The following is a 23,642-nucleotide window of genomic DNA, read 5'->3' on the forward strand; positions in this document are numbered from 1 at the left end:
TTGCTAATAGCCCAAAATGCGGGCAGCTTTTAGAATTCCAGCAACACTAATGGAATCAGTGATTTTCCCTGCCATGACCCATTCCAATGCCTCCTGAAAGGGAAGCTTAACAATCTTCAATACCTCCGTCTCGTCAAACTCCGTCGCCCCAAAACTCAACTCTTCAGCCAAATAAATATAACCCACCTCGTCCGTGACTGAATTGGACGTGTGGATTTTCATGATTTCAGTCCATTTGCCAGCAGTTATTCCCGTTTCCTCTTTCAGTTCTCTTTTGGCGGACTCCAAATGATCCTGATCGATTTTGCCTCCACCCATCGGGATTTCCCAAGAATACTCGTCCAAAGTGTAGCGATATTGGCCTACCAGCCAGGTATCGTGATTTTCATCAATCGGAACGATGGCCAAGGCCCGGTTTTTAAAATGGACTTTTCCATAAATCCCTTCTTTACCGGCAGGATTGAGTACCTGATGATTCTCTACCCGAATCCAGGGATTTTCATAGATCTTTTCCTCTTTGAGGGTTTTCCAGGGGTTTGATTCCATATTTATTCAAAAAAAAAGGGTAGCAATTTGCCACCCTTTCTATGATTAGATTGCTGATTAAGCAGGAATAGGCAAAACTTTTGAATCCTTAAAGGTAGAGAGAATTACCATGGACTGCATGGAATCCACTTCTTTGATTTCGGAAACCTTCTCCAGCATCAATTTTTGATAAGCGGTAATGTCCTTGGCAATGATCTTCAGAATGAAATCTCCTGTACCTGTGATATGGTGACATTCGATGACCTCCTGAATGTCATTGATCTCCTTCATGAATGCATCGATATTTCCTTTATTGTGTCCGATCAAGCTAACCAAAACGAATGTGCTAACACCCAAACCGATTTTTTCAGGGTCCAGTTTAGCATGGTAGCTTTTGATAATTCCAGATTGCTCCAGCTTCTTTACTCGCTCCAAAGTAGGTGCAGGAGAGAGTCCGATGTCCTTGGACAATTGGGCATTGGTAATCTTGGCATTGGCCTGAAGAATCTCAAGTATTCTACGGTCGATTTTATCAAATTTGATTCTTACACTATTGTCCATGTTTCTACGTCTTTACAAAATTTTCTGTGGCGCAAATTTAATATAATTGATTAAAATTTTAAATCGATTGTTCGCTTTTTGATGAACGGATTCAAAATTTTTTAGAAGTATTTCTGAGTATTTGGCAGTGAATTCCTTACAAACAGCAAGGTACTCGCGAAAATTTCAAATTATCTCCTGCCTTAGAGTGGTTCTAACGGGAAGGCCGAATTTAAAGTTTATTCTTTTTTATAAAATCTCTGGCTTCTTTGTGAGCGGGGTGTTTTCGCTTGGCATATTTCTTTACCCGGTTAAAATACGCTTTGGCCTTAGCCTTATTTCCTGCTTCGGATTCTATTTTTCCCAACTGGATTAAGGCATGCAGGTAATAGCCGCTTTCTTGGGATTCGGATTCTTCGCCATAGGCCACCGTTTTTTGGTAATACTGCTTGGCCACGGCTTTATTTCCAGTCCTAAAGTTATACTCAGCTACATAAAAAGACGCATACCTTCCGCTATTCGCTTCATAGCCGGTTTGCTTTTGATCTATTCGATCCAATATTTCATAGGATTCCCGGACCGATTCAGACCATCGCCCCACCGAATAAAGGTGTCTTGCATAAGATCTGTGGAAATAGGGATTGTTTGGAAACTTCTGGTGCAAATATTCAGAAATTCTCAAGGCATCGTAGGGCCTATTTTCCATAGAAGCATAAAGCCGGAAGAGAAAATACTGTGCCTCCACTCGGGTATAAAAGGCATTGCTGGCCACAGTTTCGAGCTGCTGGATTCCCAATTCCTTGTTTCCTTTGGGAAAAAGGGCCATCACAGGACGGAGTAAGGGATAATTTTCAGGAATCCACACCGAGAAATAATTGAATAGCGCATCTCCCAATAGCAACTCCGGATTGAATTCTTCCTCTCCCCTGCTCAATTCCATGTACTTCAGTGCATTTTTTCCGGCAAAAGTGGCTTTGGTCCAGCTTTTCCGCTCACTGTATAACCGTCCCATAAAACCGTATCCAGCCGCCAAAAAGAACGCAGCTTCCTTGTTGTTGGGATTGGCATCAAACATTCTCTCTGCCTTTTCATTTGCACGCTCCAAGTATTGGATAAACACATTGTCGTAACGGGTATTGGTCACGTCCACTTCAATCCTCCACCAATAGCCCAAAGCCATCAGAAAATCCGGAAGCGGATGCTCAGGATATTGGTACATGATGACTAAAAAATCCCGCTCGGCCGTGGGAAAGTCAAAATTGTACATGCTGTTGATCGCCTTGGTAATCCGGTACTGCAAGCCCTTGTCCAAAAGCAGATATTCTGAATTGGACGGTAATTCGACAGGCTGCTGAGGCTGGGCCTGAAGTCCAAGTGACCCAAGAAGCAACACTAAGAAAAAGATATATTCGGTTATTCTTTTATTCATCCTACACAGGTATTCTCCACAAAACTAAAGCGAATTGGCCACAATCAATTAGATTTAGGAGGATTTAGCATTTCCCATGGCAAAACACGCTTCTCCTTTGGCACAACGTTTAAGCGAACTGATTGATTTCGACAAACGTGTCTTTTTTTTCTTCCTGCTCTTCATTTTTCTTTTAATCCGGTATCTGACCAATGTTTTGGTATTGGAGGCTATTCCAGGGTACGAGGATTTAGAGAGAAAAGGCGATTTGATGTTTTTTCACTTGTTCAATTCCCTGAATTATCTCTGGACGCCTTTTGCCCTGCTGTGGAAATTCACCGTGATCGCCTTTTTATTTTGGTCTATTGGACTGATGATTGGGTATAAGGCGGATTTTAAAGCACTTTGGAAGTTTGCCTTGGTGGCAGAAGTGGTTTTTATTTTCCCTGAACTCCTCAGAATCCTCACCTATATCAATCCTTCTGGCAATATCACCTATCAGGAAATCCAGAATTTTGAACCCCTATCGGCACTTTGGCTGGTCGGACCTGAAAATATTGAAGAAAAGTACCACTACCCTCTTTCAGTTCTAAATGTCTTTGAGATTCTTTACGGAATCTTCTGGGTATTTGGCTACCATATGATCAGCCGAAGAAATCTCACCGAAAGTACTGTCGTGGTACTATTGGCTTATTTCCTTCCTTTGTTTATTTGGTTGGCATTTTACATCGGTGCATATCGCTAGGCTTTTCTTTTGGATTTTGCCTCTCCTGAGCATCGCTTGGAGCAATATTTTACCTCCTCCCAGTTTTTTTCCCACTTCTTTCTCCAAGTAAATGGACGGGAACAGACAGGGCACATTTTAGTCGGTAAATGTTCTTTTTTCATTGATTTTCAGTGTTTTTGATCGGGTGAATCCTCATTTGAGCTATGCCCAACGCTTGGATAAGGTATGTCTAGCCAAAATCCTCTCGGCTTCTTTGAGCACCTCAGGAAGTTTTTGAGCCCCCCAAATCACCTCCCTTGCTTTGGCGGCAGCTTTCTCCAAATCCACCAAAGGCAGAGGATAATCTTTACCAAGCTCCAACCCCAAATTACCTTGTTCCAAAGGAGTCAAAACCCAAGGCGTATGGATGAGGGAATTGGGCAGATTTCGGAGTTCAGGCACCCACTTTCGGATAAATATTCCATCCGGATCATGATCCAGAGACTGCTTGACAGGATTGTAAATTCGAACAGTATTGATACCCGTGACTCCGGCTTGCATCTGCAATTGGGGATAATGGATACCCGGCTCGAAGTCCAAAAACATTCGAGCCAAATGATTGGAACCGGATTTCCAGCTTTGTCCCAAATGATGGGTCAAAAAAGACACCACCATAGCGCGCATGCGAAAATTCAGGTATCCCGTCTCCTTCAGGCATCGCATGCAGGCATCTACCAGGGGCACTCCTGTTCTCCCCTCCTCCCAGGCTTTGATCAAATTCTCGTTTTTCTCCAAAGGCAAATGAAGAAATCCCCTATTGATGGGCTCAAACTCCATTCGGGACTCCATCTCAAACTTTTGGATAAAGTGACAATGCCATTTGAGTCGGGACTGGAAATTGGTCCAATTCCTAGATTGTTTACCTGTTTTAGCCTGAACTTGAGAAAGCTGGTACACCTCTCGAAGGGAAAGGCATCCCCAGGCTAAATAAGGTGATAACCTACTGCAGGATTTACGGCTGAGTTCCGGCTTGCTGATATTTCTGCTGTAATCTTTGACCCGATCGGAAAGAAAACTCTGAAGGTATTTCCTTCCCTTGGACTCTCCTCCGGGTTGCATCAGAGGATTGGGGATTTTCCATGCTTCAGGAATGGGATTTTGGCGAAACTCGTCCCAAATATCCTCATTAAAACCAACCCAAGAGGCTCGATTCCAATCCGGCTGGGCAAGTGCTGAGCTCATGAATCCAAACCAGAGATTATTCCATCGATGTCGGTTTTTTCTACCTCTTTCCACCCCTTGCTGAAGATATTCCTTCCATTTGATTCCTTTCCGTTGGAAAAAATCGACCAAGCTCAAATCCCGCTTGAAGGTCAAATCAATCCCTGTCTCCTGATGGGAATACACAGTCTGAATGGAAAACATCTCGGAAAGGAAAGTGAAGACTTCTTCTGCTTCCCGGTAAAATATAGCCACTTGAGTGGAATGGGTATGGAGTCGGATTTGAAGATCCTGAAGACTTTCCCAGACAAACCTCCAATGTCGGACATCACTTTGGGGAGCTTGAACCAGGCTAGGCTCAAAACAATACATGATCAATACGGGAAAGCCTGAGTCAATCGCTTCTGCCAGCGGGGCATGATCACTCAGTCTGAGGTCTCTTTTCAGCCAAACCAGGGAAATTTTCTGCACGTCTAGAAAACTTTCAGCACGAGGCAAAGTTTGAGATTCATGAAGAAATTGAAAGATTTATCCGAAGAAGAAGTGGATCGAATCGTGGAGATGGCTTGGGAAGACCGTACTCCATTTGATGCGATTCAGGCTCAATTTGGAATCAGTGAGGGAGAAACCATTGCTCTGATGCGAAAAACCATGAAAAGAAGCTCCTTCAAAATGTGGAGAGCTAGAGTGCAGGGCCGAGCCACCAAGCATGCCAAAAAAGCTCCCGAAGACATGGATACTTTTAAATCAAGGATGCAAAAAAGCATAGCTCTGAATAAGATTTCCAAACGATAGAATCCCTGAAAAATCAAAAAAAGGCAGATCACCCGATCTGCCTTTTATGTTCAAGTCAACCCATTCATCTATCAAAATCCCAATCCAAGTGCCATAGCAGAAGGATTGAAGTTCAAATCTCTTACTTTGGAAGCTTGGCCATTACTCAGATTTATGGAGTAAACTCCCACATTGCTGCCTACTCGGAAGACTCCGTAGGCCATATCTGATGTACCACCGATATCAAAACCGTTTCCGTCCAATACGTCAATACCCAAGGCACCGACCGGCACCAGTACTCCGTCGTTGGGAGGAGATTGTTGATATAGCATGTCCGTTGCAAAATCGATTACATACAATACTGTAGAGGTAGTCCCTGCAAATGATTTCGTGTATGCCGCGGCATCGACCATGGGCATTCCCGGATTGAGCATTCCATCCACAGCGACTACAGTTCCCAAGTCTGGATGAAGCCTTAGATTTTGACCATTTTCTGTCACCAAACGAATTCGGTCGACGGTAGGATTAAAGTCAAAGCCTACTTTCATCCCCTCAATCACAGGAGAAAAAGGCATTCCTATTTTAGTCAAGGTCCCGTTTGAAGGGTTGACTGAATAAAGCTGGCTTTGATTGGTGACTGCCAAAAGCTGTCCATTGACTGGTCGGTAATCTAATCCAAGCACCTGTTCTCCCATTTCCAAACCTTGAAATTCGACCATACTGAGGTCATCTCCCATGGGATTGAAGCGATACAACCTTCCTTCAGCATCAGCACCATATGCGATGGGATTGGTTTTAAAAGCAATTCCCAACACATTGACTCCAAATCTCCCCACCCATGAGGCCTGTCCTGTCTCAAGATTGATTTGATAAAGTCTATACTGATCAGATTCTGTTTTACTCACTGCCAATGCAACCGAATTGTCCGGATTAATATCAAAAGTTGTGGGGCCGTTAAAATCAACACCCAAATTTCCAACTTCTACCAATCCTCCATCATTTGGCGGCATTTGCATGTACAACTTGTCCTGAGTCAGATCAATATCATAAAGTGTCGTGGTGGTAGCTCCGGAAACGCTATTGGTATAAGCCACACCATAAATCATCGGATTCATTCCTCCATTGATTCTTCCATCCGTTGCCACGACTGTTCCCAATTCAGGGTGCAATCTGAGATTTTGTCCCTGAGCCGTTACCAGTCTGATTCGGTCCACCGTAGGGTTAAAATCCAATGAAACCATCATTCCCTCAATGGAAGGACTGAAAGGCTGAGTTCCTAAGGGAGTGGCTAAACCGGAGTTTTCATTGATCAGGTAAAGTCTACTTGCAGAGCTTACCCCATATAATTGTCCGGTAGCAGGTCGGTAATCAATAGATAATATCTGTTCGCCAGAACCCAAGCCGGTGATGGGTACAGTATTGGCAGGAACACTTAGCTCCCCTCCTTCAAAAAAGAGGAGTTGATTCCCCTCACCCAATACGGTCAGGTCTACCATCGGGGTAGCACCGGGATTGGCTTCTATCGGTTCATTCCCATCTTCACAGGAAGTCAATCCTACAACCAATAGAAAGAGGGCCAAGCCCAAAGAAAAATTCAGCTGTTTTTTCATAAGCGTATGTAGTTTTTTTGGAAATACGCATTGAATTGTCGAGCTGGATTTACCTCAATAAAAAAAACCGAATCCCATTGGACCCGGTCTTTTTCATTAACCCAAACTTATCAACCTATTTATTTTATACTGTTTCAAAAGGCCATCTCATGATGCCTCCTGCCAGATTTTTCAAGTTTTTGAAGCCCATATCAGCCATTATTCCGCAAGCTTGCCCGCTTCGGTTTCCACTTCGGCAATACACGAGGTAGGTTTTGTCCTTGGGAAGATTTTTGATCTGATTCACAAAATCTCTGGACATGATGTCGAGATTTCTTGCACCGCGGATTTTGCCTCCGGCAAATTCTCCCGGAGTACGGACATCCAGAATAACGGTGTCGGGCTGCAGCATCAGGTCATGAAAAGGACCTGAGGGAATGTCTTCGTAGTTTTTTGGTGTGGTTTTGAAGAAGTCAAACATGGTTGTTTTATTTTTTCTTCAAAGTTACCCCACTTGCATCCTGACTATCAGTAATAAAAGTCACTTGCAGAGATTCAGCCTTTGGCTGGTGTGAATTTCTTTTTAACCTCCAAGAAAGAAAGTCGAATCAAGAGCACCCATGGAATCCCGTGCATGAGCAAGTCACCCCAATCGATGAGTTTCATTCCCACAGCTCCACCTGCCACCCAGCGAAGTTTCCCCCAGATGTGAGGTTCTTGAGTGATTGGAGCCAGACCCAGCGCCAGACAAAGGACGATGACAAAGCTCCAACTGTTGTAAAAGACTTTTCGGTTTAGTTCTTTTTGTTCCACGGGTAGGTGATTTGTTGCCAAAAGGTCTTGGGAAATTCTTCCACATGCTCAAAACCCAGCGGTTCGTTTTCATTCTCGTTGGGAATGTAAGCGGTCCCAAACAGGTAATCCCAAAGGCTTAATGAAATCCCATAATTCACTCCATGGCTGCCCTCAGGCAAGTGCTTGGCATGATGCCAAAGGTGCATGACCGGGTTATTCAGGACATATTTCAATGGGCCGTAGGTGATTTTAATATTGGCATGGTTGAGATGACCGATGGCGATGGTGAAGATGTGCAGGATAAAGAAATCATCCAGTCCAAACCCAATCATTGCCAAAGGAATGTATTGGACAGATTTGTACACGATCGTCTCCATCCAATGATAGCGAAGGTGAGCAGCAAAGCCCATTTGCTCCACAGAGTGGTGAACCTTGTGAAACTCCCAAAGCCAAGGACTTCTGTGCAGCCATCTGTGCACATTCCATTGGATAAAATCCGCTACCACAAACATGAGCAGAAATTGAGCCCAACCAGGCCAGGAAGCCACGTGGATTGCTACCAAATTGGAAATCCCAAATAGGCCCAGAAAGTCATTGAAGGCTTCTACTGCCACATTGGACAGGGAATTGTAAACGACTAAGGAGAAAAGAAAAAAGTTGAAAAACATGTAAAAGGCATCCAGCCAGAAATCCTTACGGAAAGCAGGCTGATTTTTCCTCCATGGAAAAACCAATTCCAGTACCCAAACCAGAAGAGATAATCCGACTAGCCAATAAAAGTAATTGTGCCAAGATGGATAGAGTACCTCGGATTTGAGGTAGTTCCAGTATCCGTAATACCCGTCAAGAAAGATTTTGAAATACTCGCTAAGCATAGCTTTATAGACTCATTAATTCTTTTGCAATGATGTAGACACCCATCACGAGTACAAACCAGCCAAACCCCTTTTTCAGAGCTTTCTCATTGATTTTCTTGGAAAGGGCGCTTCCGATAAATATCCCCACAATGGACAATCCGGTAAAGATCAACAACATGTTCCAGTCGATGGTTTGGGTAGACACATCTCCCAAAAATCCAATCAAAGATTTGGCTGCAATAATGAGCAGGGAGGTCCCCACAGCCATTTTCATAGGTAATCTGGCCAAAAGCACCAAAGCCGGAATGATCAAAAACCCTCCACCGGCACCGACAATCCCTGTAATCAATCCTACCACAGACCCTTCCAGTGCGATCATCGGGAAGTTGAACTTAATCTCCTCATTTTCATCACAATCGACACACTTCTTATTCCGAATCATTGAAATAGACGCTGCAAGCATGATGAGAGCGAAAAACACCATGATCCCTATATTTTTGGTGATCTCCGCACTGCCCAAAGTGAAAAGCGGGTCAGGCAAAGCCGGAACCAAGAACTTCCTGGTCAGAAATACTGCGATAAAGGAAGGAATGGCAAATACGATAGCCGTCTTGTAGTTGACCAAGCCTTTCTTCATATAGGTACCCGCACCAACCAAAGAGGTGGATCCTACCACAAAAAGGGAATATGCCGTGGCCAAAACTGGGTCCACTCCCAGAATGTAAACCAATACCGGAACGGTAAGGATAGAACCTCCGCCCCCGATAAGTCCCAAACTCACTCCAATCAATATTGCGGCTGCAAATCCAATAAGGACAACAATATCCATAGTCTTTTTTTTTAGATTTCTGTCCACAAAAGTAGGTGGACCAGAAGCCGGGAAGCGGTGACAAATGTTACATGCCAACTTACAAACCCCGACCATTTACAAGCTTGCCCTCAGGAAACCCTGCTCTCTCTGGCAAAATCCTATAAAATTCTGCTCAATGCTTTAATCCTGTTTTTCACAGTCTCTTCCAAAGGTAATCATCCCTTTCCAGTGGAGACTTAATCCTGGCATTTCTGATTAAATCAACTTGCTTCCAAGAAAAGGAAAAGCTTCAGGAATTGCCAATTCCTTTTTCTGATAGAATCAATTCTGGAATAAGCTGTATGAAATTTCCATTAATATCTATTTCGAAAAGGAATTTAACGATTGATAAATCTTAAATTAACGAGTACAAACTACACCCCTATGAAGATCATTGTCCCTGTAGACTTTTCTCCCAATTCCATTAAGGCGCTTGAACTAGCCGTAACTATGGCTGGAAAAAAACATGGACAAGTCATCCTAGTCCATGTGATCGAGATAGTCTATGATTTTGCATCTCAGGCAGCCATAGCTCTGGAATCCATGTATCGAGATGGAGAAAAACAGCTAAATGCCCTCACCAAAACTTATACAGCATCTGAGGTCAAAATGAGCCACAAATTACTGGAAGGAAGTCCGGCTATTGCTGTTGCCAGATTGGCGGAGGAGGAAAATGCTACCCTCATTCTGATGGGAACAAAGGGCGCTAGCGGGATCAATAAAGTCCTGATTGGATCTACAGCTGTAAATATGATTCGAGAGGCGACCTGTCCGGTATTAATCATTCCCGAAAAGGCCAATATCGCTGGTATCAAAAAAGTGACGTTGGCACTAGAATTTGCCAATCATGAGGAGAAGTTTATCGATTGGATCGTGAATATGTCCCAGCGTTGGCAATTGGGATTGGAATTTTTACATGTCCAGACTCAGCAGGAATTCCGGGACCAGCTTTCTGTGCTGGGACTGGAAAAATATTTAGAAAAAAAATACCCAGAGCTACCGGTAAGAATCCACACGTATTATGCAGAATCTGCTTCTGCAGGTTTGGAGGAATACCTGGATGAGCATGAAAACACCATCCTCGTTATGTGTCATGAGCATAAGAATTTGTGGAAGCAAATTTTGGAAAAAAGCGAGTCGGTAGCCATGGCTTACCATACCCATATTCCGCTCCTGATCATGAATTGATCATTTGCTGATCAACTCTTCAAAATCATCCCGGATGTAGATCACATTTCTTCCCAGTTCAATCCATTTTTTCTTCTCCAATTGCTTCAGAAGACGGGAAATTACCTCCCTCGAAGTACCCAATTCATTGGCTATTTCCTGATGGGTAGTGTGCAGTTCATTGGCTTTGAGCTGCTTCATTTTGGTGACGATATAGCGCATCAGTCGCTCATCCATCCGTTTAAATGCGACTGCATCGAGAGCAATAAGCATTTCCCGGAATCGCTGCTGATAGGTACTGGACACAAAATCTTTCCACTGCTTGAATTCATCGACCCACTGCTCGTGAATCTGAACTGGGATAAAAATTATCGTGGCATCTTCCTCCACTACAGCTTTTATTTCACTTGGCTTGGCTGCCGAGCAGCAGGTGAGAGAAAGTGCGCAGGTCTCCCCCTCTTCCAGGTAATACAAAAACAACTCTTTCCCATCTTCATCCATTCTCATGATTTTGATGGAACCGTCAATCACCAAAGGAACTGCCTTTATAAATTGGCCTGGTTCCATGAGTGTTTTTCCGGATGGCAAGTGCATGACTTGACCTTTGTCCAAAATGGCCTGAAGCAATTTTGGATCGGTTAATTCGGGTAAGGATTGCTTGAGCTTTTCTAGTGTCATTTTCAAAAACAATTTGCAAAAATGTCCTGGGGACACATACGAATTTAGTGATAAATGTCACTTGGAAAAACCATTCTTCATCTTCCCTGATCTCTTTCAAAAGATCAGGCGAAAAGGTGACAATTATCACCAATTTTAATAAAGGAGCTAAGTACCTTTCTTCCAGTTAATAAAAACCCAGGACTAATTGACTGGATCAGATTCTGCGGAAAAAGGTGAAAGAGTTTTCCTTCCTCTATTTCCAAAAATCAAAAATTCCAGAAGAAACCCTTAATCAAATGAAACATTATCAAATTTTGATCATTGGCGGAGGAACTGCCGGGATCACCATCGCAGCCCAACTGAAAAGAAAGGATTCCTCTCTGAATATCGGATTGATCGAACCTTCTGAAAAACATTATTATCAGCCCGCCTGGACCTTGGTAGGTGCCGGTGCTTTTGATTTCAAAGAAACTGAAAGAGATGAAGCAGACTACATCCCAAAAGGAGTAGAATGGATCAAGGATAAGGCTACTGCGATAGATCCGGATCTCAATCAGGTTTCGACAGCCAATTCAGGAGATTTCACCTACGACTATTTGATTCCTGTTCCAGGCTTGGTGATGGCTCCGGAACTTTTACCTGGCCTTACTGAAGCGATGGACAAAGGAGTGGTTTGCTCCAACTACACCGATCCAGAGCACACTTGGGAAGTACTTCAAAACTTCAAAGGCGGAAATGCAGTGTTTACTCAGCCAACCACTCCGATCAAATGCGGGGGTGCTCCGCAAAAGATCATGTATATGGCGGAGGATTACTTCCGTAAAAAAGGAATCCGTGACAAAACCAATGTCCTTTTTGCCACCCCTGGGACGGTCATCTTTGGAGTTCCGGAGTTTGCCAAGACGCTGAATAAAATCATTCACGACCGGAACATCATTTTCAAACCTTTCTACGCACCAATCAAAATTGATCCCGAAAAGCAGGAAATCTACTTTCAATATTCCAAACCGGGAGAAAGTAACTGTACCATCATGGAGGGAAATCCCCTTGGGGAAGAGCTGACCGGGGCTACAGAAATCAAAGTGCATTACGACATGCTGCATCTGGCCCCACCTCAGGCGGCTCCAAAGTTTATCCGCGATTCCAAGGTTTCCATCCAGGAAGGCCCTGGAAAAGGCTGGATAGATGTGGACATTCATACCATGCAGCATAAGCGATATCCGAATATTTTCTCCATCGGAGACGTGGCCCATCTGCCTACAGCCAAAACCGGTGCAGCGATCCGCAAGCAAGCGCCCGTCCTGGTTGAAAATCTGCTTAGACTTATCCAATCCGGTAATGTTGGAAGTAAATCCTACGAAGGATACTCTTCCTGCCCTATCGTCACCGGCTACGGCAAAATGTTGCTTTGCGAGTTTAAATACGACAACGTGAAGGATAGCGACCCGATGATCTCGACCTTCGTCGACACTACCAAAGAGCAGTACAGCATGTGGTTGCTCAAGAAATACGGATTGCCATTTATGTATTGGAATCTGATGCTGAGAGGAAAAGCCTAAGTCCACCCTCCTTAAATCCGAAGAAGGAAAGTCTCCAAGGCTCAGGAAATGTATCTGAGCATGGTGCTTTCCTTCTTTTTTTTGAAATAAGAACAAATCAAGAAGAAGCAATTGCTACCAAAAAGCCCATTCTATTCCATCTGAATAAAATATTTTGGATTAATTCGCGGCTTACTTTTGCTTTGCACCTAGCTATGCAAAGACTCCTTCTTTTCACCTTCCTTTTGTTGAATTTCACTTCTTTTGGCTTTGGCCAAAGCATTCGTGTCGTTGACAAGGAGAGCCGTCAGCCGATCGAAGGGGTATTGATTTATTCTCAGGAGCTGGGAATCAGCAGACTTACCGATGCAAAAGGACAGGCGGATTTGTCAACGTTTGAAGGTATAAATGCCATTCAAGTTCAGATGATGGGCTATGAATCCCTCAAACTTTCTTGGGCTCAAATCCAATCGATGAATGGAGTGATCGAACTGGAAATCAGTCCTCTGGTATTGGATTTTGCAGTCATCTCTGCCAGCAGGTGGGAACAAAACAGCCAAGAAGTATCCAGTAAAATAGTCCGGCTCAATCCTGAACAGCTATCCATACGCAATCCAGCCAACTCCGCAGATTGGCTGGGATCTTCGGGTGAGGTTTTTATCCAAAAAAGCCAACTGGGAGGAGGAAGTCCCATGATTCGGGGATTTTCTGCCAATCGCCTGCTTTATGCCATAGATGGGGTGAGAATGAATACGGCCATTTTCAGAAGCGGAAATCTCCAAAATGTCATTTCTCTGGATCCGTTTTCTCTGGGAAAAACAGAAATTTTATTTGGCCCCGGTTCGGTCATGTACGGCTCTGATGCGATAGGAGGAGTGATGAATTTTGAAACTTTGCAACCCCGAACAGAAGGCTTCAGCGGCAACTTAATCAGCAGATTATCCTCAGCTTACGGTGAAAAAACCTTCCACACGGATTTGTCCTACGGAGGCAAAAAATGGAAGTTTGTCACTAGCGCTACCCACTTTGGATATGGAGACCCAAAAATGGGAAATTCCGGAGGTCCAGATTCTTATCTCAGACTCAAATATGCCGGTCAGGTGGACGGAGAGGATGTGGAAATCAACAATCCTGATCCCTTGGTGCAGGTAGGAAGTGGCTATCAACAACTCAACCTCATGCAAAAAGCCGAATGGAAACCCAATGCCCGATCTACTTGGGACTATGGCTTTCATTATTCCAAAACCACCGATATTCCCAGATATGATCGTCTTCTGGAAGAGCGAAACGGAAAACTAAGATTTGCCAGATGGGATTATGGTCCTCAGATTTGGATGATGAATAATCTGAAATGGACCTATCAGGCCGAAAACAAATGGTTTGATCAGGTAAAGGTGATTATTGCGCAGCAATACTTCGAGGAAAGTCGTATCGACAGGAGATTTGAAAGCGTCTTGGAGTTTGACCGAAGAGAAAAAGTGAATGCCTACTCTCTCAATGCGGATTTTTTCAAAAGTCTAAAAAATGAGAATTATTTTACCTACGGACTGGAAGGGGTAACTAATCGGGTAGAATCCACCGGCTCGGAGAGAAATATAGAATCAGGAGAATCTCAAAAAGCCTCGGCGAGGTACCCCGATTCGAATTGGGCCTCCTTGGCCGCTTATGGCAACTTTTTTGGAGTGCTTTCTTCTCAATGGAAAATTCAGACTGCCTTGCGCTACAATTGGGTAAGTCTGGATGCAGATTTTGGAAACAACACGGAGTTTTTTCCCCTACCCTTCAGTAAGGCCAGTCAACAAAATCAATCCCTTACCGGAAATCTTGGATTGGTCTACACTCCGGAGCCAAGCTTGTCCATCTCCCCTGTTTTCTCCACGGGCTTCAGAGCTCCAAATGTAGATGACATCGGAAAAATTTTTGATTCAGAACCCGGCGCTGTGGTGGTTCCCAATCCTGATTTGAAACCAGAGTATGCCTATAATTTTGAACTCAATCTGAACAAGCATTTTCAAAACAAGCTCAAAATCGACCTCACAGGCTTTGTTACTTACCTAGACAATGCCTTAGTCCGAAGACCCTTCGAGCTCAATGGAGAGGATGAAATCATCTACGAAGGAGAGCTCAGCCAAGTCTTAGCCATACAAAACGCAGCATTCACCGAAGTCTATGGGATTCAAGCAGGTTTCGAATGGGCTCTATCCCGAAACTGGGTTCTTACCTCCAGATACAATTGGCAGAAAGGGACGGAAGAATTGGACGATGCCACCCAAAGTCCTTCCCGCCATGCGGCTCCGGCATTTGGACTCACCCGATTGACCTATACCCATAAAGATCTTCGTATTGAACTTACCTCCCAATACAGCGCGGAGCGGTCGTTTGAAAACATGCCAGAAGAAGAGAAATCCAAGACTTTCATCTATGCTCAGGATGAAAACGGAAATCCCTATTCCCCGGCTTGGACCATCTTTAGCCTTAATGCCTCCTATCAGGCCTTTTCCTTTTTGCAGGTCAATGCCGGTGTGGAAAATATGGGAAATTTGCGCTATAGACCCTATAGTTCAGGGATTGTAGCTCCTGGGCGAAACTTTACCTTAAGCCTCAAAGCTTCTTTTTAAAGAAAAGAAAATTCAATTTCGCATAACTTTAAGCCATTGAGGAAGTTATCTTTACCTACTTACTAATTTTCAGATGGCTGCGAAAAAATTGGGATTGACCCTTGTTCTGCTTGCATTCTTGGCATTAGTCCCGGGAGGTTGTGGCATTCTCTGCAACAATCCCTGTGGATGCAATCCTACTTTCCCTGAGCAAAGTGCAAGAATCCGATCCTTTGAGCTATTTACCTTTTCCACAGGAGGGCAGCAAATCAATCCCACCCTTAATCAGCCTTACGATCAAGTGGTAAAAGCTTTCAGAATCAAGGAATTTGACCTGATTTCATCTGAAGAAAGGCCTTCAGGCTTTTCCTGGAATCTAGGCACAGCCTATGCATGCAGCCCTCCCCCGATTACAGTAGATAAAAAATTGATTGGACTCAGCATCATCAATCAGGAAGAGGTAATCCTGGGAGATGGTACACGATGGGAAGTGGGACAAGATCTTTCAGACTCTTTTGGCATGAATAGTTTCTTCAACTCCACTCTGATCCCCATTGACGAGTTCATAGGGGAAGGATTAACCTTGATTTTAGAGGATTTCTTTAAGGTGGGTTTGAAAAAAGACCCCGGAAATAATTTGGATCTCAAGCTCAGCTTCAACCTTGTCCTCGAAAACGGAGAAACATTCCAAATCTCCAATGAGATTTTGAGCGTTCGTTCAAAAAACTGACAAAAATCTTCTTTATTTTTCTTTAGATTCATTCCAAATACCCCTACTTTTGCGGCACTAAGCCCAAAAAACGCCCAATGACAGCTGATCAGCTCAGGATAGATCAAACCGGAAAAATCCTTGAAATTCTTCCCTCCCCATTGAAATTGAATTTGATGGAATTAGGATTCTTGCCCGGAAAAAAAATCACCCTGCAGCATGAAGCTCCTTCAGGTGGCCCAAAAGCATTCCGAATGGAAGAGACGCTCCTTGCGCTCAGAAAATCAGAGGCTGCATTAATCGAAGTCGAACTGATCTGAAGCCCATGTCTGAAGCCCTTCTTTCTTCTACCACACGCACACAAAAAGTTGCAATCATCGGGAATCCTAATGTGGGTAAATCGACGATTTTCAACTATCTGACCGGGTTAAACCAAAAAATCGGGAATTATCCCGGAGTGACCGTAGACAAGAAAACTGGCTTGCTCCATTTAAGCGAGGCGACTTTTGAGATTGTAGATCTACCCGGAACCTACAGTCTTTTCCCCAACTCAGAAGACGAAATCATTGCCCATAGGGTATTGAATCATACCCGGATCGAAGACCGGCCGGATTTTGTGTTGATGGTCATTGACTCTTCCCAGCTTTCCAGAGGGCTTTTCCTGGCTTCCCAATTGATCGACCTAGGAGTCAATCTGGCTGTGATTCTGAACATGTCCGACCTTGCGGAAAAGAGAAAAATAGAGATCAAAACCTATGAGCTGTTCAAAGCACTCGGCGTGCCTATCGTATCTACCGATGCAAGAAGCCAAAAGGGACTTGATCAGGTCAAGCAATTAATCGGAGAGAAGAATTTCTCCAAAGCCTCCACCTTTGTGGATATACGTCAGGTGATTCCAGCTGAGATTTTGGATAGCGTAGCAGAAAGATTTCAACTCGAAAATCACTATCAGGCCTATCAGATGATCCGTTTTGGATCTAAGGATAAGGCCATGCCTGTCGAAGAAAGAAAATGGATTTCCGACCTTTTGGATTCCATTCAATTTAACTTGGAAGAAGCTCAACTTGAAGAAACTAAGCTGAGATACAAGAAGATCACCGATTTGGTGACCAAGGCTGTGGCAAAAAAGGAAGAGGTGAAGCCCAAATCCAAATTTGATCAGCTTACCCTCCACCCCGTTTGGGGATATGTCATTTTTGGTTTGATCCTTTTACTGATTTTCCAGGCCATTTTCACCTGGGCCTCCTATCCCATGGACTGGATTGATGGATTCTTTGCGGACATCAGCACAAGACTTGTCGGCTGGCTACCGGAAGGTCCTTTGACCAGCTTATTAGCCGAGGGAATTGTGCCGGGAATCGGCGGCGTAGTGATTTTCATTCCACAAATCGCTCTTCTATTCGGTTTCTTGGCCATTTTGGAGGATACCGGATACATGTCTAGGGTGGTCTTTTTGATGGATAGATGGATGAGACCTTTTGGGCTTCATGGCAAAAGTATCGTACCGCTAGTATCAGGAGTAGCCTGCGCAATTCCGGGCATCATGGCCACACGCAATATTTCCAACTGGAAGGAAAAAATGATCACCATCATGGTAACCCCTCTGATGAGTTGCTCAGCAAGACTTCCGGTTTACATCATTTTGATCGGTCTTACGGTACCGGATGAAGTCGTGATGGGCTTTGTCAATTTGCAGGCCTTGGCCTTATTGAGCCTTTACCTGCTGGGCATTATTGGGGTTTTAATCACCTCCTTCTTTTTGAAGCTGATCCTGAAAACAGATGAAAAAAGCTTCCTACTCTCCGAGTTGCCTCCCTACCGGCTTCCAAGATGGGCTGATGTGGGGCTCACCATGATCGAAAAGTCCAAAACTTTCGTTTTCGAAGCAGGTAAGGTGATTTTAGCCATTTCTATTTTGCTTTGGGTTCTTGCCTCTTATGGCCCACCTAGTAGAATGGATCAAATCAGAGCAGAAGCTCAAGTCAAAATCGAACAAGCCAACGGAGAAGAAGAAATTGCCCTTATCGAGGCTGAAACCAGTTCCCTACTTCTTGAAAACTCCTTTATCGGCATCATGGGCAGAGCGATCGAACCTGTCATCCGACCCTTGGGATACGATTGGAAAATCGGGATAGCTTTGATCACCTCTTTTGCTGCCAGAGAAGTCTTCATCTCCACTATTGCTACTATCTATAGCATTGAGGGCGATGTAGAAGATGAATTGACCATACGTGAGAAGCTGGCCCAGCAAGTGAATGCCAATACCGGGGAAAAAACCTTCAATGTCGCAACTTCCTTCTCTTTGATGGTGTTTTATGTTTTTGCCATGCAGTGTATGAGTACGCTGGCGGTGGTAAAAAGAGAAACCAAAGGCTGGAGATGGCCAATTCTTCAGACTATTTACATGTCTGGACTGGCCTATCTAACCGCATTCATCACCTACCAAATCCTATCTTAAATCATGTGGCAGGAAGTAATCGTCGGATTGTTGGTTTTGGCAGCAGCTGTATTTTTGATCCGGAAGTTTATGGTCAAGCCCAAAACACAGCCGGGATGCGATAAATGCGCTAAGCCTTAAGGAGCAATTTTCAGGTTCTGATTTTTTTGATACATTTAGCCCATGGGCAAAATCGCCAGCCAAAGCATTCTCACTGCCGTTTTTTCTTACCTGGGTGTACTGATCGGTTATGTAAACGTCCTTTGGCTCTACCCCTATGCCCTTGATGCCAACGAACTGGGAATATTCCGAACCATTCAGGATTTAGCACTCCTTTTTGTTCCTTTTGCCCAGTTGGGTGTAGGCCACGGCATCACCCGGTATTTTCCCAAACTCGAATCCAATCAATCCGCTTTTCTAAGCTATGGATTGGCCTTTTCCCTTCTCGGATTTTTGGTCGTAGGAGCTTTATTTCTGGGATTTAAAGAGGAGGTGATTCGAATTTTTGCTGTCAACTCTCCTGAGGTTGTGGATTTCTTGGGAATAGTCCTGCTGATCACCTTGTTTGCTCTCTTGGGAAGTGTGATGGATGCCTATGCCCGGTCTTTTCTGAAAGTGGCCGTTCCTACCTTCTTTCGGGAAGTTTTCCTTCGGTTTTTGACCTCAGTTTTGGTTTGCCTTTACCTTCTGGACTGGATTGATTTTGATCAGGTGATGATGGGTTTGATTGGGGTTTATGGCTTAGCCTTTCTGGGAGTATTGATTTTTTTGGTTTGGAGAAAAGTTCTGGTTTTGGATTTTCGCTGGAAAAACTTCCCTCCGGGATTCAGAAGCTCATTTCTAAAGTTTAGTCTGATCACTTTTTTAGCCACAGCTGCATCTACTTTGATTATGAAGATCGACAGCATCATGGTCAGTGCCATGGTCGGATTGGAAGCCAATGCCATCTATTCCATTGCCTTTTACATGGCTTTGGTCATCGAACTTCCCCGAAGGGCGGTCTCTCAGGTGGCTATGCCTGTGGTGGCTGAGCATTTTGCCAAAGATCGAATTGGGGAAATCAACCAACTCTACAGACAGATTTCCAACCGACAATTGTACATCTGTCTGCTGATTTTCGCTCTGATTTGGGGAAACATTGATCAGATTTACCACTTTGTCCCCAACAGGGAAATCTATCAGGCCGGAAAATGGGTGGTATTCTATATTGCTTTGGGAAAAATCTTCGACGTAGGCTTCTCCATCAACAGTGAGATTCTGGTTTTTTCAAAGTACTACCGATTCAACCTCGTCCTGACTATAGCCATGAGTGTCCTCATCATCGGAGTCAATTACTGGTTGATTCCCATTTATGGTATCGACGGGGCAGCAATAGGTTCTGCGCTAGTTATGCTGATTTTCAATGGGATCAAATATGGATATCTGAAGTGGAAATTGAGTTTGGATCCTTTCAGTTGGGATACGCTTCGGATTTTATTCATAGGAGCTATGGTACTTTCACTTGGAAGATATTCTACAGATGGCCTCGGACCCATAGCTAACCTAATTCTCAAAAGTGTCTTTATCCTCGGGATTTACGGAGTGATGTCCATGGCCCTGAATGTGGGAAAGGATGAATGGGAATATCTTAAAAAGCTGGTGAAAAAATCCGGGCCTTAGAGTGTTACGAAACCTCTTTTATAGACAAGATTTGAGCTGCCTTAAAACCGCAAACTTCCACTGTTATCCTGCTTTTTGTGCGAGGCCCTGATCGAGATCAGGGTGAGGCCTGTTTTTGGAGAGGGCTTCACTCGGAATTGTTTTTTAATTGTGAAGTTCGAACATGTCGACGGCCCGGATAGTGCAAATATACGATTTTGACAGGAAGGAGTTGGCTCAGAAAGAAATTATAGCAAAGAAGAGCGCCATTTCTCCTAGGATGTAAAGCACGCCTTTTACCCTTGCCAAATTTTATTTTTTCTTAAACCTTGTTCAAAATCCAATTATGAGGTCTAAGTGAGAGAGGGAAGAAAAATTCAAAATAATATTTTGCCAAATTCTGAATAGATTAATTGTGTCAATGTAAATTTGCATTGCAAAACCGCGCTTGCCATGTACCTGATTAAAAAAATGATCGTTTGCCTCGATCAAACCCCGCTTGACCAGACGCTGATTGAGCATGCTGCTTTCATCGCTAAAGTCAACCAAACCAAGAAGATATACTTTACCAACGTCATCAAAAACCTTTCTATCCCCAAGGAGATTTTGGAAGAATTTCCCAATCTGGTAGAAAACATGGTCAACGAAAGAAAGGAAGCCATGGAGAAATTGGTAGAGGAGCATTTTCCCAAACTCAAAGGCATTTCGATCAGCTATGTGGTCAAAGAGGGCAACCTCTCCAAAAAGATCCTCAAACTTGCCGAAGAAAAATCGGTAGACATGATCCTCATCGGGCGAAAAGTAGACCTTCCTGGTACAGGAGTCGCTTCCCAGCGCTTGGCCCGAAGAGCAAGTTGCTCCCTATTGATCGTGCCGGAAGGATCCAAACCCAAAATCAACAGGCTTCTTGTACCGAGTGATTTTTCTGAATACTCCAAAGACGCCCTTGAGGAGGCAATCATGATTGTAGAAAAACACGGGGGCAATGCGGAAATTATCTGTCAAAATGTATTCAGTGTGCCCACTGGATATCATTTTACAGGGAAAAGCTACGAGGAATTTACTGAAATCATGCGGATGCATGCCGAGATCAATTACAAGAAGTTTATCCGTAAGATCGATACCAAAGGCCTGAAAATCATCCCCATATACACCAAGGATGATGACGATGATCCGGTACAGGAAATTGTCAATATGGCTCTCGAGCAAAATGTGGATGGAATCATCATCGGGGCAAAGGGAAGAACTGCCGCCACAGCACTTTTTATTGGCAGTATGGCCGAGCGATTGATCCAATACAATGACAGCCTTCCTCTCCTTGTCACCAGGCCTAAAGGAAAAAATGCTGGAATTCTGGATTATATTCTGGAGATCTAAAAAGAAATCATTCCAATGAGTCGAAAAATTCGACTCATTTTTTTTTAGATTAAACCTTCCAGTCCTTGGCAAGTCCAAACGGGGTACATGAAAGAAATCGATCAAAAAATTCTGGAACAAATAAGTTCTCCGTTTACGCGTGAGCTGGGTTTCAGGCTACTGATCGAAACCTATCAAAAGAAAGTTTACAATGTCATCCGACGCATGGTCCTTATCCACGAGGATGCCGATGACCTGACACAAAACACTTTCATCAAAGCTTATCGGTATTTGGAGAAATTTGAGGGAAATTCTTCCCTTTTCACCTGGCTCTATCGGATTGCGACCAATGAAACCCTCACCTTTCTGGAGAAAAAGAAAAAGCGATTCTTTTTTTCCATAGATGACCATCAGGAAAGATTGGAGTCCTATCTCGATCAGCCCGGAAATTTCGATGGAGATCAAATCCAAATCAAACTTCAAAAGGCACTACTACTTCTTCCGGAAAAGCAAAGGTTGGTGTTCAACCTGAAGCATCAGGAAGATCTCAGCTATGAGCAGATCTCAGAAATAACAGGAACAAGTGTGGGAGCATTGAAGGCGAGTTTTCACCATGCAGTTAAAAAAATTGAGCATTTTGTCTTACAAGAATAAACCTATGGCCTATAAATGGGTCTAAAAAAAGATGGAACAGTTACCTAAATTCAAAGAATTTAAAGCACCTGAGGGGTACTTTGAGCAGCTTCCGGACCGGATTCTGGAAAAAGCCTCTGCCAAAAAATCCAATCCCTGGATCAAATATGCAGCGGCAGCAGCTCTGGTTCTTTCCTTCGGTTGGTGGCAGTGGAGCTCTGTATCCAATCAAAATGAGCAACTGAGCCTTGAAGAAGAAGCCATACTCTACATAGAAAGTAACCAATGGACCGCTGAGGATGTACTGAGCATGGCCGAGGATCCCAATTCCATATTGGATCAAATCATTGAAGAAGAATTGCCTGAGGAAGGGCTATTTTATATCGAAGAAGAAAACTGGTTCTAAAAGATAAATTGCAAAAGGAAACTCAAAGGAATTCGAAGGATTTGAATAAAACGAGGAGAAGAGAATATCTTCCGAAGGCTATCCTAAAATTTGCATCATTTGCCTACTTGGAACAAGTGAAGAAAAAAGCTAAATGAAATCAAAATGAAGAAAATACAATCCTTACTTATCACCCTGGTATTGGTATTGGTGACTTGGGAAAGTTTTGCTCAGCGACCGGGACAAATTGACCCCGAAAAGCTACAGGCTGCCCGAATAGCCTTTATTACCACCCGGATCGATCTAAAGCCAGAACAGGCAGAAAAGTTTTGGCCTATATTCAACGAGTACAACGACAAAAGGGAGGCTACCATGAGGCAAATAGCTGAGCTCAATCGAAACTCAGAATCCATCAGCGAGGAACAAGCCAAAGAACGGATCAAAAAGCGATTTGAATTGCAGCAGGCACTATTGAATGAAGAGCAGCAGTTTGTGCAAAAAGCCTCGGGTGTGCTGACGGCCAAGCAGATTCTGATGCTGAACAATATCGCACGGGATTTTACCCGACAGCTTTACCAAAGACAAAGAGGTGGCGGAGGTGGCGGGTTTTAGCCGAATTACTTCCCTCAAAAATGAAAAAGGCCCGGAATTCGTGAATTCCGGACCTTTTTTTATTGCTTCTTGAGCAAGTCTCTGATTTCTTCGAGCAACTTCTCAGAAGGCGTAGGTGCAGGCGGTGCTGGAGGTGGCGCAGGAGCTTCCTCCTTTTTGCGGTTCATTTTGTTCACTCCTTTGATAGCGAGGAAAATTACAAAAGCGATAATGACAAAATCAACTACGTTTTGGATAAACATCCCATAGTTCAAAGTCACTGCTGCCACTGCTTCCCCTGCCTCATTGGTAGTAGCTTCCTTGAGTACTACAGAAAGCTCTTTGAAATCAACTCCGCCTAGAAGTATGCCAATTGGAGGCATAATGATGTCATTGACAAAGGAGGAAACAATCTTGCCGAAAGCTCCGCCAATAATCACACCGACTGCCAGGTCAATTACGTTGCCCTTGACGGCAAACTCCTTGAATTCTTTAATAAATCCCATAAGGTGAAAGGTTAGGTTGATGATGGTTTAATTACTCGGAAAATAGCTAATTCAAAGACATCTACAAAAAACTGCGTTTCATTTTCGGCTTATTGTAAAACTATTTTTGGCAAGGCATGGATTTAGATGCTGCTTTTTGGGTATTTAGGTACCTTTATTT

Annotated in this window: 26 protein-coding genes; 14 read left to right on the forward strand and 12 right to left on the reverse strand. The window is 43.8% G+C overall.

The window, feature by feature from the left end; all coding sequences use genetic code 11:
* Nucleotides 1-3: 3 nt before the first annotated feature.
* The 3 genes from AAA938_RS16600 to AAA938_RS16610 all read right to left on the reverse strand — a co-directional run bounded on the left by AAA938_RS16600 (nt 4) and on the right by AAA938_RS16610 (nt 2,494).
* Nucleotides 4-546, reverse strand: coding sequence for an NUDIX domain-containing protein (locus tag AAA938_RS16600; RefSeq protein ID WP_338229878.1), 543 nt, complete (start codon nt 544-546; stop codon nt 4-6).
* A 57-nt stretch (nt 547-603) separates the two neighbouring features.
* Nucleotides 604-1,086: an Lrp/AsnC family transcriptional regulator gene (locus AAA938_RS16605; RefSeq protein WP_026952335.1), complete on the reverse strand. Its 483-nt coding sequence runs from the start codon at nt 1,084-1,086 to the stop codon at nt 604-606.
* 211 nt (nt 1,087-1,297) lie between these two features.
* Nucleotides 1,298-2,494, reverse strand: coding sequence for a tetratricopeptide repeat protein (locus AAA938_RS16610; RefSeq protein WP_338229879.1), 1,197 nt, complete (start codon nt 2,492-2,494; stop codon nt 1,298-1,300).
* 76 nt (nt 2,495-2,570) lie between these two features.
* Between AAA938_RS16610 and AAA938_RS16615 the strand changes: the two genes are divergently transcribed.
* Nucleotides 2,571-3,218, forward strand: a complete 648-nt coding sequence (locus AAA938_RS16615; protein WP_338229880.1) for a sulfate ABC transporter permease — start codon at nt 2,571-2,573, stop codon at nt 3,216-3,218.
* Here AAA938_RS16615 and AAA938_RS16620 read toward each other — a convergent pair.
* Nucleotides 3,215-3,361 carry a DUF2256 domain-containing protein gene (locus tag AAA938_RS16620; RefSeq protein ID WP_338229881.1) on the reverse strand — a complete coding sequence of 49 codons (147 nt, stop codon included), beginning with the start codon at nt 3,359-3,361 and terminating at the stop codon, nt 3,215-3,217. The two genes, AAA938_RS16615 and AAA938_RS16620, sit on opposite strands and share 4 nt — an antisense overlap.
* 40 nt (nt 3,362-3,401) lie before the next feature.
* A complete protein-coding gene (locus AAA938_RS16625; protein WP_338229882.1) occupies nt 3,402-4,871 on the reverse strand; it encodes a cryptochrome/deoxyribodipyrimidine photo-lyase family protein in 1,470 nt (489 codons plus the stop codon).
* Nucleotides 4,872-4,910: 39 nt separating this feature from the next.
* On the opposite strand from AAA938_RS16625, the gene AAA938_RS16630 reads away from it, so the two are divergent.
* Complete coding sequence (locus AAA938_RS16630; protein WP_338229883.1) at nt 4,911-5,195, forward strand: TIGR03643 family protein; 285 nt, start codon at nt 4,911-4,913, stop codon at nt 5,193-5,195.
* A 71-nt stretch (nt 5,196-5,266) separates the two neighbouring features.
* On the opposite strand, the gene AAA938_RS16635 is transcribed toward AAA938_RS16630, so the two are convergent.
* The 5 genes from AAA938_RS16635 to AAA938_RS16655 all read right to left on the reverse strand — a co-directional run bounded on the left by AAA938_RS16635 (nt 5,267) and on the right by AAA938_RS16655 (nt 9,244).
* A complete protein-coding gene (locus AAA938_RS16635; protein ID WP_338229884.1) occupies nt 5,267-6,784 on the reverse strand; it encodes a DUF4394 domain-containing protein in 1,518 nt (505 codons plus the stop codon).
* A 124-nt stretch (nt 6,785-6,908) separates the two neighbouring features.
* Entirely contained in the window at nt 6,909-7,244 is a 336-nt protein-coding gene (locus AAA938_RS16640) for a rhodanese-like domain-containing protein (protein WP_338229885.1), read from the reverse strand.
* A gap of 74 nt (nt 7,245-7,318) precedes the next feature.
* Entirely contained in the window at nt 7,319-7,576 is a 258-nt protein-coding gene (locus tag AAA938_RS16645) for a hypothetical protein (protein ID WP_338229886.1), read from the reverse strand.
* Complete coding sequence (locus tag AAA938_RS16650; RefSeq protein ID WP_338229887.1) at nt 7,558-8,433, reverse strand: sterol desaturase family protein; 876 nt, start codon at nt 8,431-8,433, stop codon at nt 7,558-7,560. The genes AAA938_RS16645 and AAA938_RS16650 overlap by 19 nt, the downstream gene beginning before the upstream one ends.
* A gap of 4 nt (nt 8,434-8,437) precedes the next feature.
* Nucleotides 8,438-9,244, reverse strand: coding sequence for a sulfite exporter TauE/SafE family protein (locus AAA938_RS16655; protein ID WP_338229888.1), 807 nt, complete (start codon nt 9,242-9,244; stop codon nt 8,438-8,440).
* Nucleotides 9,245-9,649: 405 nt separating this feature from the next.
* Between AAA938_RS16655 and AAA938_RS16660 the strand changes: the two genes are divergently transcribed.
* On the forward strand, nt 9,650-10,453 hold the full coding sequence (locus AAA938_RS16660; protein ID WP_338229889.1) for a universal stress protein: 804 nt from the start codon (nt 9,650-9,652) through the stop codon (nt 10,451-10,453).
* On the opposite strand, the gene AAA938_RS16665 is transcribed toward AAA938_RS16660, so the two are convergent.
* Nucleotides 10,454-11,110, reverse strand: a complete 657-nt coding sequence (locus AAA938_RS16665; protein ID WP_338229890.1) for a Crp/Fnr family transcriptional regulator — start codon at nt 11,108-11,110, stop codon at nt 10,454-10,456. It lies immediately after the preceding gene.
* A gap of 278 nt (nt 11,111-11,388) precedes the next feature.
* Here AAA938_RS16665 and AAA938_RS16670 point away from each other — a divergent pair, with 278 nt between their 5' ends.
* The 11 genes from AAA938_RS16670 (at nt 11,389) to AAA938_RS16720 (ending at nt 22,997) form a co-directional block, all read left to right on the forward strand.
* Complete coding sequence (locus AAA938_RS16670; protein ID WP_338229892.1) at nt 11,389-12,651, forward strand: NAD(P)/FAD-dependent oxidoreductase; 1,263 nt, start codon at nt 11,389-11,391, stop codon at nt 12,649-12,651.
* A 194-nt stretch (nt 12,652-12,845) separates the two neighbouring features.
* Nucleotides 12,846-15,248, forward strand: coding sequence for a TonB-dependent receptor (locus tag AAA938_RS16675; RefSeq protein ID WP_338229893.1), 2,403 nt, complete (start codon nt 12,846-12,848; stop codon nt 15,246-15,248).
* 73 nt (nt 15,249-15,321) lie between these two features.
* Nucleotides 15,322-15,957 (forward strand): hypothetical protein, encoded by a 636-nt coding sequence (locus tag AAA938_RS16680; RefSeq protein WP_338229894.1) that lies wholly within the window; start codon nt 15,322-15,324, stop codon nt 15,955-15,957.
* Nucleotides 15,958-16,034: 77 nt separating this feature from the next.
* Nucleotides 16,035-16,256, forward strand: a complete 222-nt coding sequence (locus tag AAA938_RS16685; RefSeq protein WP_338229895.1) for a FeoA family protein — start codon at nt 16,035-16,037, stop codon at nt 16,254-16,256.
* A 5-nt stretch (nt 16,257-16,261) separates the two neighbouring features.
* On the forward strand, nt 16,262-18,394 hold the full coding sequence (feoB, locus tag AAA938_RS16690; protein ID WP_338229896.1) for a ferrous iron transport protein B: 2,133 nt from the start codon (nt 16,262-16,264) through the stop codon (nt 18,392-18,394).
* A gap of 3 nt (nt 18,395-18,397) precedes the next feature.
* Nucleotides 18,398-18,514 carry a FeoB-associated Cys-rich membrane protein gene (locus tag AAA938_RS16695; protein WP_338229897.1) on the forward strand — a complete coding sequence of 39 codons (117 nt, stop codon included), beginning with the start codon at nt 18,398-18,400 and terminating at the stop codon, nt 18,512-18,514.
* A gap of 42 nt (nt 18,515-18,556) precedes the next feature.
* On the forward strand, nt 18,557-20,032 hold the full coding sequence (locus tag AAA938_RS16700) for a lipopolysaccharide biosynthesis protein (RefSeq protein ID WP_338229898.1): 1,476 nt from the start codon (nt 18,557-18,559) through the stop codon (nt 20,030-20,032).
* Between the two features lie 432 nt (nt 20,033-20,464).
* Nucleotides 20,465-21,388, forward strand: coding sequence for a universal stress protein (locus AAA938_RS16705; protein ID WP_338229899.1), 924 nt, complete (start codon nt 20,465-20,467; stop codon nt 21,386-21,388).
* A gap of 87 nt (nt 21,389-21,475) precedes the next feature.
* Nucleotides 21,476-22,021, forward strand: a complete 546-nt coding sequence (locus AAA938_RS16710; RefSeq protein WP_338229900.1) for an RNA polymerase sigma factor — start codon at nt 21,476-21,478, stop codon at nt 22,019-22,021.
* Nucleotides 22,022-22,052: 31 nt separating this feature from the next.
* Nucleotides 22,053-22,406, forward strand: a complete 354-nt coding sequence (locus tag AAA938_RS16715; RefSeq protein ID WP_338229901.1) for a hypothetical protein — start codon at nt 22,053-22,055, stop codon at nt 22,404-22,406.
* A 144-nt stretch (nt 22,407-22,550) separates the two neighbouring features.
* A complete protein-coding gene (locus tag AAA938_RS16720) occupies nt 22,551-22,997 on the forward strand; it encodes a hypothetical protein (RefSeq protein WP_338229902.1) in 447 nt (148 codons plus the stop codon).
* Nucleotides 22,998-23,056: 59 nt separating this feature from the next.
* Here AAA938_RS16720 and mscL read toward each other — a convergent pair whose 3' ends face one another.
* A complete protein-coding gene (mscL, locus tag AAA938_RS16725; protein WP_338229903.1) occupies nt 23,057-23,482 on the reverse strand; it encodes a large-conductance mechanosensitive channel protein MscL in 426 nt (141 codons plus the stop codon).
* Between the last annotated feature and the right edge of the window lie 160 nt (nt 23,483-23,642).

Source organism: Algoriphagus taiwanensis, assembly GCF_036245645.1.
In the GTDB taxonomy this organism is placed as follows: domain Bacteria; phylum Bacteroidota; class Bacteroidia; order Cytophagales; family Cyclobacteriaceae; genus Algoriphagus; species Algoriphagus taiwanensis.

Excerpts from the sequence above, each read along its gene's own strand:
- AAA938_RS16655 (WP_338229888.1), bottom strand. The coding sequence starts at position 9,244 with ATGGATATTGTTGTCCTTATTGGATTTGCAGCCGCAATATTGATTGGA.
- AAA938_RS16695 (WP_338229897.1), top strand. The coding sequence starts at position 18,398 with ATGTGGCAGGAAGTAATCGTCGGATTGTTGGTTTTGGCAGCAGCTGTA.
- AAA938_RS16685 (WP_338229895.1), top strand. The coding sequence starts at position 16,035 with ATGACAGCTGATCAGCTCAGGATAGATCAAACCGGAAAAATCCTTGAA.
- AAA938_RS16615 (WP_338229880.1), top strand. The coding sequence starts at position 2,571 with ATGGCAAAACACGCTTCTCCTTTGGCACAACGTTTAAGCGAACTGATT.
- AAA938_RS16650 (WP_338229887.1), bottom strand. The coding sequence starts at position 8,433 with ATGCTTAGCGAGTATTTCAAAATCTTTCTTGACGGGTATTACGGATAC.
- AAA938_RS16635 (WP_338229884.1), bottom strand. The coding sequence starts at position 6,784 with ATGAAAAAACAGCTGAATTTTTCTTTGGGCTTGGCCCTCTTTCTATTG.
- AAA938_RS16630 (WP_338229883.1), top strand. The coding sequence starts at position 4,911 with ATGAAGAAATTGAAAGATTTATCCGAAGAAGAAGTGGATCGAATCGTG.
- mscL (WP_338229903.1), bottom strand. The coding sequence starts at position 23,482 with ATGGGATTTATTAAAGAATTCAAGGAGTTTGCCGTCAAGGGCAACGTA.
- AAA938_RS16605 (WP_026952335.1), bottom strand. The coding sequence starts at position 1,086 with ATGGACAATAGTGTAAGAATCAAATTTGATAAAATCGACCGTAGAATA.
- AAA938_RS16610 (WP_338229879.1), bottom strand. The coding sequence starts at position 2,494 with ATGAATAAAAGAATAACCGAATATATCTTTTTCTTAGTGTTGCTTCTT.
- AAA938_RS16600 (WP_338229878.1), bottom strand. The coding sequence starts at position 546 with ATGGAATCAAACCCCTGGAAAACCCTCAAAGAGGAAAAGATCTATGAA.
- AAA938_RS16660 (WP_338229889.1), top strand. The coding sequence starts at position 9,650 with ATGAAGATCATTGTCCCTGTAGACTTTTCTCCCAATTCCATTAAGGCG.
- AAA938_RS16640 (WP_338229885.1), bottom strand. The coding sequence starts at position 7,244 with ATGTTTGACTTCTTCAAAACCACACCAAAAAACTACGAAGACATTCCC.
- AAA938_RS16700 (WP_338229898.1), top strand. The coding sequence starts at position 18,557 with ATGGGCAAAATCGCCAGCCAAAGCATTCTCACTGCCGTTTTTTCTTAC.
- AAA938_RS16720 (WP_338229902.1), top strand. The coding sequence starts at position 22,551 with ATGAAGAAAATACAATCCTTACTTATCACCCTGGTATTGGTATTGGTG.
- AAA938_RS16705 (WP_338229899.1), top strand. The coding sequence starts at position 20,465 with ATGTACCTGATTAAAAAAATGATCGTTTGCCTCGATCAAACCCCGCTT.
- AAA938_RS16715 (WP_338229901.1), top strand. The coding sequence starts at position 22,053 with ATGGAACAGTTACCTAAATTCAAAGAATTTAAAGCACCTGAGGGGTAC.
- AAA938_RS16710 (WP_338229900.1), top strand. The coding sequence starts at position 21,476 with ATGAAAGAAATCGATCAAAAAATTCTGGAACAAATAAGTTCTCCGTTT.
- feoB (WP_338229896.1), top strand. The coding sequence starts at position 16,262 with ATGTCTGAAGCCCTTCTTTCTTCTACCACACGCACACAAAAAGTTGCA.
- AAA938_RS16620 (WP_338229881.1), bottom strand. The coding sequence starts at position 3,361 with ATGAAAAAAGAACATTTACCGACTAAAATGTGCCCTGTCTGTTCCCGT.
- AAA938_RS16670 (WP_338229892.1), top strand. The coding sequence starts at position 11,389 with ATGAAACATTATCAAATTTTGATCATTGGCGGAGGAACTGCCGGGATC.
- AAA938_RS16675 (WP_338229893.1), top strand. The coding sequence starts at position 12,846 with ATGCAAAGACTCCTTCTTTTCACCTTCCTTTTGTTGAATTTCACTTCT.
- AAA938_RS16665 (WP_338229890.1), bottom strand. The coding sequence starts at position 11,110 with ATGACACTAGAAAAGCTCAAGCAATCCTTACCCGAATTAACCGATCCA.
- AAA938_RS16680 (WP_338229894.1), top strand. The coding sequence starts at position 15,322 with ATGGCTGCGAAAAAATTGGGATTGACCCTTGTTCTGCTTGCATTCTTG.